Source organism: bacterium, from assembly GCA_040755795.1.
GTDB lineage: Bacteria > UBA9089 > CG2-30-40-21 > CG2-30-40-21 > SBAY01 > JBFLXS01.
On sequence record JBFLXS010000189.1, the window covers coordinates 1 to 7,368 of the forward strand.

Below are 7,368 nucleotides of genomic sequence, written 5' to 3' on the forward strand. Positions count from 1 at the left end.
ATGAAATTGGCAAATATCAAGGTTGGTCTATTGATAAATTTCAATGTGGAAAGATTGAAAGAAGGCATAAAGAGATTTGTTCTGTAACATCTCCCTGCCCTTCGTGCTCTTCGTGGTGAATAGTTACAAAAAATCCGCTCAATCCGTTCAATCCGCTTACTAAAAAAATCTGTTTAATCCGCTTACAATAAAATTTTCGTTGACTTTTTCTCTGTTTTCTGTTATTATTACATATAAGTAAAAAATCCCTGATTTTTCAAGAGGTAGAAAATTGGTAGAGTTAAATGAAATTGAGTTAAAATTAAAGGACATTCTTTCTCAAAAAAGATACAATCATTGTCTTAATACTGAAAAATTAGCCTCTTTTTTAGCCCGGCATTATGTTGTTGAGCCACATAAGGTAAGGATAGCCGCTTTATTACATGATTGCGCCAAGGATTTATCGGATGAATTATTAAAAGATTACTTAAAAAAATATGAAATTATTTTAGATGAACTGGAGAGTAAGGAGAAACAATTATGGCACGCTCCCGTAGGAATGGTGTTAGCTCAAGAAAAATTTGGAATTACAGATAAGGAAATCCTACGAGCAATCAGAATTCATCCAACATTAGATAAAAATTCATCTACTCTGGAGAAAATAGTTTATGTTGCTGACTATATGGAGTATATGAAAAGTAACGGGGAAGAAAAATCATATCAAAGATTAAAAAATATTGCGATAACAGAGCTGGGAATAGTTACTTTTTGGATAATAAATTTCAAGATTCTTGATATTTTAAAGTCCAATGGTAGTATTCATCCTCGTTCCATTGAGGCAAGGAATGAATTGATAGATACCTTACAGGATAAGATAAAGTATTATGATATATAGACCTTAAGTTCCTCTTATTTAAAGGAGATGATAATTTGCCAATAAAATCGGCTAAAAAGATAGCCCTACACTGTGCCGAGGCGGCACTTAATAAAAAAGCAAATGATGTGGTTATTTTAGAAATGAAAAAATTAACGGATATGACGGATTATTTTGTTATTTGCAGTGGCACATCAGATGTTCAAATTAGAGCGATTGCGGATGCGATAGATGAATTAGCAACTAAAGAAAAGTTTAAAATTCACCATATCGAAGGATATGAATGGGGAAATTGGATATTGATAGATTTATGTGATGTGATTATCCATATATTTTATGAAGAAACGCGGAAATTCTATGATTTAGAAGGACTATGGACAGATGCAAAGGTGATAGAGCATAATGCAAGGAGCTAATGTGGTGTTGAGTAAGTTTTGCACGGCGTATCATCAGATTTCATAACCTGCAAACGGATAACTGGTAACTGGTAATTGGTTAAAGGGCTTCGTCATAAGCTCAATCGGACGGTATTTAATTACCAATTACCAATCACCAGTTACCAGAATTAAATTCCGTGCGTTATTTGTTCAACACGACACTAAGAGTATGGAGCAGAGAAAATTCTTTCTTTCGTCAGGCTCCGTTCAACGTTTACTTATGTGGGGGTGTGGCGCAGCGGGAGCGCGCTTCCTTGGCATGGAAGAGGTCAGGGGTTCAATTCCCCTCACCTCCACCAAAAAGAAAGTAATCAGTTTGTAGGAAAGTAGGAGAGTAGGAAAGTAGGAAAGGGAAAGAATTGGTGCAACAGATGTGCAGAGCGGCTGTTTCTATTCCAGCAAATATTGCAGAAGGTTTTAAGAAACTTAATTATCTGCCAGATTTTCAATCCATTTGGGATATATCTGAAGAAGTGAGTAGGATGCTTATAGGTTTAATCAAATCAATTAAGAGTAAAATAGTATGAAGTATTTTCCCCTCTTCCTACTTCCTACTTCCTACTTGCTTGGTATGCTGAATAGTTACAATCAGTAAAAGAAATGAAATATATTGTAGTTTTAATTACAACACCTCAGACTGAAGAGGCAACAAGAATTGCTAATAAATTAGTGGAAGATAAAATCGCCGCTTGCGTAAATATCATTCCGCATATCCATTCTATCTTCTGGTGGGAAAATAAAATAGATAAATCTGAGGAAAGTTTGTTGATAATTAAAACAAGGAAAGCCCTATTAGAGAAATTAATAACTATGGTCAAAAAGATTCATTCATATACCGTTCCTGAAATAATTGCCTTACCTATTATTGGCGGGAATGAAGATTATTTAAAATGGCTAAATGAATCAGTAAAAAAGGGAAAGTAAATATGCGTGCTTGTCTACAACGGGTAAAAGAAGCCTCGGTATCAGTTGATAATAAAATAATTGGTAAGATAGATAACGGCTTAGTGATATTATTAGGAGTAACACATCAGGATACGATTAAGGATGTTGAATATTTAGTCAATAAAATTGTTAATTTACGAATATTCGCAGATGAATCGAATAAATTTAATCTCTCGTTATTAGATATTAAAGGACAGGCATTGATTATTTCGCAATTTACATTATATGGTGATTGTCATAAAGGCAGAAGACCTGATTTTACTCAAGCCGCTCCGCCAGAATTAGCCAGAGAATTATACATTAAATTTATAGAAACGATGAAACAAACAAATATTAAAGTTGCCGAGGGTGAATTTGGGGCAATGATGTTAGTGGATATTCATAATGATGGACCAGTAACATTGGTAGTAGGGAGTAGAGAGTAGAGAGGATGAATAATATACATAAATTAGTTGTTGGCTTTATGGAAAGTAATTGCTATATTTTAGAAGATGGAAATGAGGCAATTGTTATTGACCCTGGTGGGGATGCTTACCTAATCCTTGATAAATTAAATGAATTAAAAACTAAACTCATTTATATTATTAATACACATGGTCATATTGACCATATTGCAGGTAATAATGAGCTAAAAAATGCTACGGGCGCAAAAATACTTATCCATAAAAACGATGCCGTGATGCTGACTGATTCTTCCTCAAACCTATCCGCATTTTTTTATGAACCGATAATTACTTCGGCAGATAGATTGTTAGAAAATGGTGAGTTTATTGAAACAGGTCATTTAAAATTAAAAGTCATCCATACCCCCGGTCATACACAAGGGGGTATTTGTTTACCTGGAGATAAATTTATATTTACTGGCGATACATTATTTGCTGGTGGAATTGGAAGAACAGATTTTCCTGGTGGAGATTATAAAACCTTAATTGATTCTATTAATCAACATCTTTTAATCTTAAAAGATGAAACGATTATTTACCCAGGACATGGGAATATCTCAACAATTGGAGAAGAAAGAAAAACTAATCCATTTTTACAATGAAAGATAAGGTTGAAAATTTTATAAATTATCTGGGTATAGAACGAGGATTATCGCCTAATACCTGTTTTGCGTATGAAAGTGATATTGGACAATATATCTTGTTCCTTGAAAAGAATAACATACAATCAGTTGATTCAAAAGAGATAAATGTCTTAAATTATCTTACCTATCTAAGAAATAATCATTTAAAATCATCAAGTATCAGTAGAAAGGTAGCAAGTATTAAAGCATTTTATCGATTTCTGGAGAATGAGGGACAAATTACTTATAATCCAACACTTTATTTAGAATCTCCATATACAAAATCATGGGCGGTGAGTAAATTACCTAAGTTTTTAACCTATAAAGAGATAGAATTATTATTAAATCAACCAGATATTAAACAACCATTGGGTCTAAGAGATAAAGCGATGTTAGAATTTATGTATGCCACAGGTGCTCGGGTTTCAGAGGTTATACTTTTAAATGTGGGACAGGTCAATTTAGAAATAGGGTTTGCGAATATTTTAGGCAAGGGTTCAAAAGAAAGGATAGTGCCTATCGGTCAGATAGCATTAACTTACCTGAGAGAATATCTGGAGAAAGCCAGACCATATTTAGTTAAAAATGATACTATCATCGAAAATCTGTTTGTAAATTGGCGAGGAAAGGGAATAACAAGACAGGCACTGTGGAAGATTATCAAAAGATATGCTCGATTGTGTGGAATAAAGAAGGAAATTTCTCCTCATACCTTGCGTCATTCATTTGCGACACATTTATTATCTAATGATGCTGACTTGCGAAGTGTTCAGGAGATGTTAGGGCATGTGAATATTACGACAACACAAATTTATACGCATATTCATCAGGCAAGATTGAAGATACTTCATGCAAAGTATCATCCAAGAGCGTAAATAGTAACCGTTCAGGTAATCCTTTACCGCAGAGACGCAAGAGTTCACAGAGAGGAAAATATCTTTTTTTCGTGTTTTTCGCGTTTTTCAGTGTTCAAAAAGGCTTAAAAACAGTTACTCGAAAGTCCGTATTAAAAGATTAATAAACAACGGTAAGCGTTCAGGTGGTGTAACAAAAGGAGATGTGGAGATTAAGGAGATAGGGAGATATTATAAAAAAATTAAAATTAGTAAAGAATTAGAACTGGCTTATGTTGCCTGGCTTATAGAACTAAAAAACAACGCAAAGATTGTGCTGGAGAAGTAAAAAGTACAAGAGGTTTCAACAGACAGTATTGCTATCTTAAAAAGATGAATAAAAATTAGGCAATGAATATTTATTTGGAACTTACACATCGATTTAATACAGGTAAACTCAGAGCAATAATTTCTTCCGGTCAAGCAGTTGTGCTTCATCGTCTGGCGATAATGAGCAAGGATGGGGATTGGATTCTGAGGGAAGATTCCGAAACTATGAAACACATTTTAACGGTCTTGTCAGAATACGGGGCTCAATATCGTTTCGGTGCTCCACTCGATATCAGATGGATGTCTGGTGGATGGAGTTCTCATTTTGAATTTTGGCATAATCAGTTAAGAATTAGAACCGACTTTCTTACACGTCCACCTCGAATCTCTAAATCTACTCTAAAAAAACTATGGCAGGAACAAAAAAAATTGGATTTGCCATTTGTAGGTCTTAAGGAACTTGCCGCAATAAAAATGACAAATAGAGAAAAGGATTATGCCGTTATTGGTGAATTGGCAAGATTGATGTCCAATCCCAGAGACCAGTTTCTATACTCAAGAAGTGCCAGAGACCTGATAATTCTTGCTGAAAAATATCCATCTCTTGTTCAAAAATTAATGAGACAAAGACCGTTTCTTGAAAAGATTTCACAAGGTAGGGAACGACTTGAAGAAGCGATTGATGCAGAAAAAAGAATGCTTATCCATGTCAATGAAAAGAGGTTGGAAGCCTATATAAAAACATCAGAGAAATGGCAAGCAATATGGCCTGATGTTGCGAAAAAAGTCTCTGGTTATCCACTAATCATGGCACACGAAATTATGGTTAAGTATGCTGAGGAAGTGTTACCATTTCAAGTTGCAGGAGAACAGTTGAATGATAGCAATCAAGGATGAATTTTTAAGCGAGGAAGATTTGGATTTGCGTAATTTGTCTGAGGATGAACTCTTTGCCTACTGGGATATGTGGCTTGAACAAGCACAGATAACAAATGATATTGATAAAGATACATATTCTCATGGTGTGTTTACTGATTTATCCGAGGGAAGGAGCAATAGGGTCACATAGAAAAGGATTTGTCAAGAAAAAGATACCACGAGTTAAACGAATTTTACGAATGAATACTAATTATTAGAATAATGTAACCGTTCAGATAGGCTGGTATCTGGGTGTCTGTGTCTGGGTTACATAGACCTACCAGACACTTAGACACATTTTTATTCGTCCAATTCGTGAAATTCGTGGTATGTTATACTTTCCTATATCTGGACTTGTAAGCGTTCAGGTGGTATAACAAAAGAAGATGTGGAGATTAAGGAGATAGGGAGATATTATTAAAAAAATTGAAATTAATAGAAATTTATGGAAATTTGTTGTTTTCCACAATCAATTTCTACCTATTTCTATAAATTTCAATCTATTTCTATTATCTTATCTCCTTATCCCCTTTCTTACACTTTTGATATATAGCCTGAACGGTTACAGAGTTAGAAAAGGTTATGAATTGGTCATTGAAGTTTAGGCTTCCAGGAGGACCAGGAAAAGTGGAAGAAAAAGATGAGTAAAAAATAGTGTGCGTCCCCTATTATTCAATGCGTCCCCTCACAGAGACAACATAGGAATTTCCAAGGTCAGAAGCAGGTTGGTAGGCAAAGTCAAAATTCAATTTAGGATGTTTTATGCCAAAACCTGCGGTTAAGCCAGAACCTTCATCCTGTGGCCCTCCCTTATACCCAAGTCTGATGGCTAATGCCTCTTTGTAATTATACTCACCACCAATCCCAATGTATGATTTGTTATCATTTGGAATTGTGCTATCTAAGACAAGGGTAACCGGGGCATTCGGAAGTAAGTATGAAAGCCCTAATTTTAATGATAATGGAAGAGAATCTGAATCTGTTCTAAACTTTACCTTTGGTCCAATATTCTTTATTGCCGCACCTATCTTCATATTTTCTATATCTGGTTTATAAAGAACACCACAATCTACCGCAAGTCCCGGTGCATCCTCAGTATCAATATCTTCCTCAATTGCCTTAAGAGAGAAACCAAAAGCAACATTCTCATTAACCTTTCTACCAAAACCAAAGGAAAGGCATATATCCGATGCCTCCCAGGTTCCATGCGAATTTGCCAGATTATCATATTTCTCTTCACTCCCATAATCAAAGTATGAGAGACTTAATGCCCATACCCCTTCGTTTGTCGGAAAGGCAGAGGATAGATAGCCATATCCTAAACCAGATACATCCGTAAATGGTTTGAGATACATAAAGGATGCCTCCCTTTCCTCTAATTGAGAAAGCCCAGCAGGATTCCAGTATAAGGCAGATACATCATCTGCTAATCCTACAAATGCCTCTCCCATCCCGGCAACCCTTGCCTCCTGTCCAATCTTAACAAAAGCCATCGCTGTCTCGCCTTCATCCTTTGCAAAGCAAGGTGTCCCTATCAATACTACCATTGTTATTAAAAGTAACTTTTTCATTTTTTTAAACCTCCTTTCTGCTCCCTTCAAGGTGTAATAAAGGGTAAATAAATTATTTCCACCTGTGAAATAGGAATATGTTGATCGTGGTTAGTATAAGAAGGGGGATAAGAGAATAAAGGAGTAAGCGTTCAGCTCAGCAATTCTCGGTGAAAATAAGAAATGAGTATTTATGAGGGTTTTTCGGGATTATGAAATATATTTTTCGTAAAGATTTTTGTTTTTTGAAAAAAAGATATAGACTTTTTATCTTAAATGTGGTATATAAATAAGAAGCATAATCTATCTTAAAGAGGGTTGGACCTATTAACTCCAGTAAAATCAAGGGGTTATAATAGTAAGAAGGTAGATTTTAGGGGTGTTTAGGAGGTGAGGTAGGTATATGTAACATATTATAAACATTGGGGTTAGGTTT

Annotated in this window: 12 protein-coding genes and 1 tRNA gene; 12 read left to right on the forward strand and 1 reads right to left on the reverse strand. The window is 35.0% G+C overall.

Translation table 11 applies throughout. The features are described from left to right. The 12 genes from AB1414_12230 to AB1414_12285 all read left to right on the forward strand — a co-directional run. The coding region (locus tag AB1414_12230; protein ID MEW6608191.1) for a GxxExxY protein at positions 1 to 87 on the forward strand (87 nt) is incomplete at its 5' end. 184 nt (positions 88 to 271) lie between these two features. Then, a complete protein-coding gene (yqeK, locus tag AB1414_12235) occupies positions 272 to 874 on the forward strand; it encodes a bis(5'-nucleosyl)-tetraphosphatase (symmetrical) YqeK (protein ID MEW6608192.1) in 603 nt (200 codons plus the stop codon). 35 nt (positions 875 to 909) lie between these two features. Beyond that, positions 910 to 1,269, forward strand: coding sequence for a ribosome silencing factor (gene rsfS / locus AB1414_12240; protein ID MEW6608193.1), 360 nt, complete (start codon positions 910 to 912; stop codon positions 1,267 to 1,269). Positions 1,270 to 1,514: 245 nt separating this feature from the next. Next, a tRNA-Ala gene (locus tag AB1414_12245) sits at positions 1,515 to 1,589 on the forward strand. Positions 1,590 to 1,649: 60 nt separating this feature from the next. Next, positions 1,650 to 1,817 carry a four helix bundle protein gene (locus tag AB1414_12250; GenBank protein MEW6608194.1) on the forward strand — a complete coding sequence of 56 codons (168 nt, stop codon included), beginning with the start codon at positions 1,650 to 1,652 and terminating at the stop codon, positions 1,815 to 1,817. 73 nt (positions 1,818 to 1,890) lie between these two features. Beyond that, positions 1,891 to 2,214, forward strand: coding sequence for a divalent-cation tolerance protein CutA (gene cutA / locus AB1414_12255; protein ID MEW6608195.1), 324 nt, complete (start codon positions 1,891 to 1,893; stop codon positions 2,212 to 2,214). Between the two features lie 2 nt (positions 2,215 to 2,216). Continuing rightward, positions 2,217 to 2,660 (forward strand): D-aminoacyl-tRNA deacylase, encoded by a 444-nt coding sequence (dtd, locus tag AB1414_12260; protein ID MEW6608196.1) that lies wholly within the window; start codon positions 2,217 to 2,219, stop codon positions 2,658 to 2,660. Positions 2,661 to 2,665: 5 nt separating this feature from the next. Further along, the gene (locus tag AB1414_12265; GenBank protein MEW6608197.1) at positions 2,666 to 3,280 is read left to right on the forward strand and encodes an MBL fold metallo-hydrolase; all 615 of its coding nucleotides are present in this window, start codon (positions 2,666 to 2,668) and stop codon (positions 3,278 to 3,280) included. Further along, on the forward strand, positions 3,277 to 4,176 hold the full coding sequence (gene xerD / locus AB1414_12270; protein ID MEW6608198.1) for a site-specific tyrosine recombinase XerD: 900 nt from the start codon (positions 3,277 to 3,279) through the stop codon (positions 4,174 to 4,176). Before AB1414_12265 ends, xerD begins: the two co-directional genes overlap by 4 nt. A 184-nt stretch (positions 4,177 to 4,360) precedes the next feature. Further along, positions 4,361 to 4,483 (forward strand): hypothetical protein, encoded by a 123-nt coding sequence (locus AB1414_12275; protein ID MEW6608199.1) that lies wholly within the window; start codon positions 4,361 to 4,363, stop codon positions 4,481 to 4,483. Between the two features lie 62 nt (positions 4,484 to 4,545). Next, positions 4,546 to 5,361 (forward strand): hypothetical protein, encoded by an 816-nt coding sequence (locus tag AB1414_12280; GenBank protein MEW6608200.1) that lies wholly within the window; start codon positions 4,546 to 4,548, stop codon positions 5,359 to 5,361. Next, positions 5,342 to 5,533, forward strand: a complete 192-nt coding sequence (locus AB1414_12285; protein ID MEW6608201.1) for a hypothetical protein — start codon at positions 5,342 to 5,344, stop codon at positions 5,531 to 5,533. The genes AB1414_12280 and AB1414_12285 overlap by 20 nt, the downstream gene beginning before the upstream one ends. Before the next feature lie 517 nt (positions 5,534 to 6,050). Here the strand turns inward: AB1414_12285 and AB1414_12290 are convergent. After that, positions 6,051 to 6,953, reverse strand: coding sequence for a PorV/PorQ family protein (locus AB1414_12290; GenBank protein MEW6608202.1), 903 nt, complete (start codon positions 6,951 to 6,953; stop codon positions 6,051 to 6,053). Between the last annotated feature and the right edge of the window lie 415 nt (positions 6,954 to 7,368).

What these genes read in the sequence shown, in the direction of transcription:
- xerD (MEW6608198.1), top strand. Translation starts at nt 3,277, where the DNA reads ATGAAAGATAAGGTTGAAAATTTTATAAATTATCTGGGTATAGAACGA.
- dtd (MEW6608196.1), top strand. Translation starts at nt 2,217, where the DNA reads ATGCGTGCTTGTCTACAACGGGTAAAAGAAGCCTCGGTATCAGTTGAT.
- AB1414_12280 (MEW6608200.1), top strand. Translation starts at nt 4,546, where the DNA reads ATGAATATTTATTTGGAACTTACACATCGATTTAATACAGGTAAACTC.
- AB1414_12265 (MEW6608197.1), top strand. Translation starts at nt 2,666, where the DNA reads ATGAATAATATACATAAATTAGTTGTTGGCTTTATGGAAAGTAATTGC.
- AB1414_12290 (MEW6608202.1), bottom strand. Translation starts at nt 6,953, where the DNA reads ATGAAAAAGTTACTTTTAATAACAATGGTAGTATTGATAGGGACACCT.
- cutA (MEW6608195.1), top strand. Translation starts at nt 1,891, where the DNA reads ATGAAATATATTGTAGTTTTAATTACAACACCTCAGACTGAAGAGGCA.
- AB1414_12285 (MEW6608201.1), top strand. Translation starts at nt 5,342, where the DNA reads ATGATAGCAATCAAGGATGAATTTTTAAGCGAGGAAGATTTGGATTTG.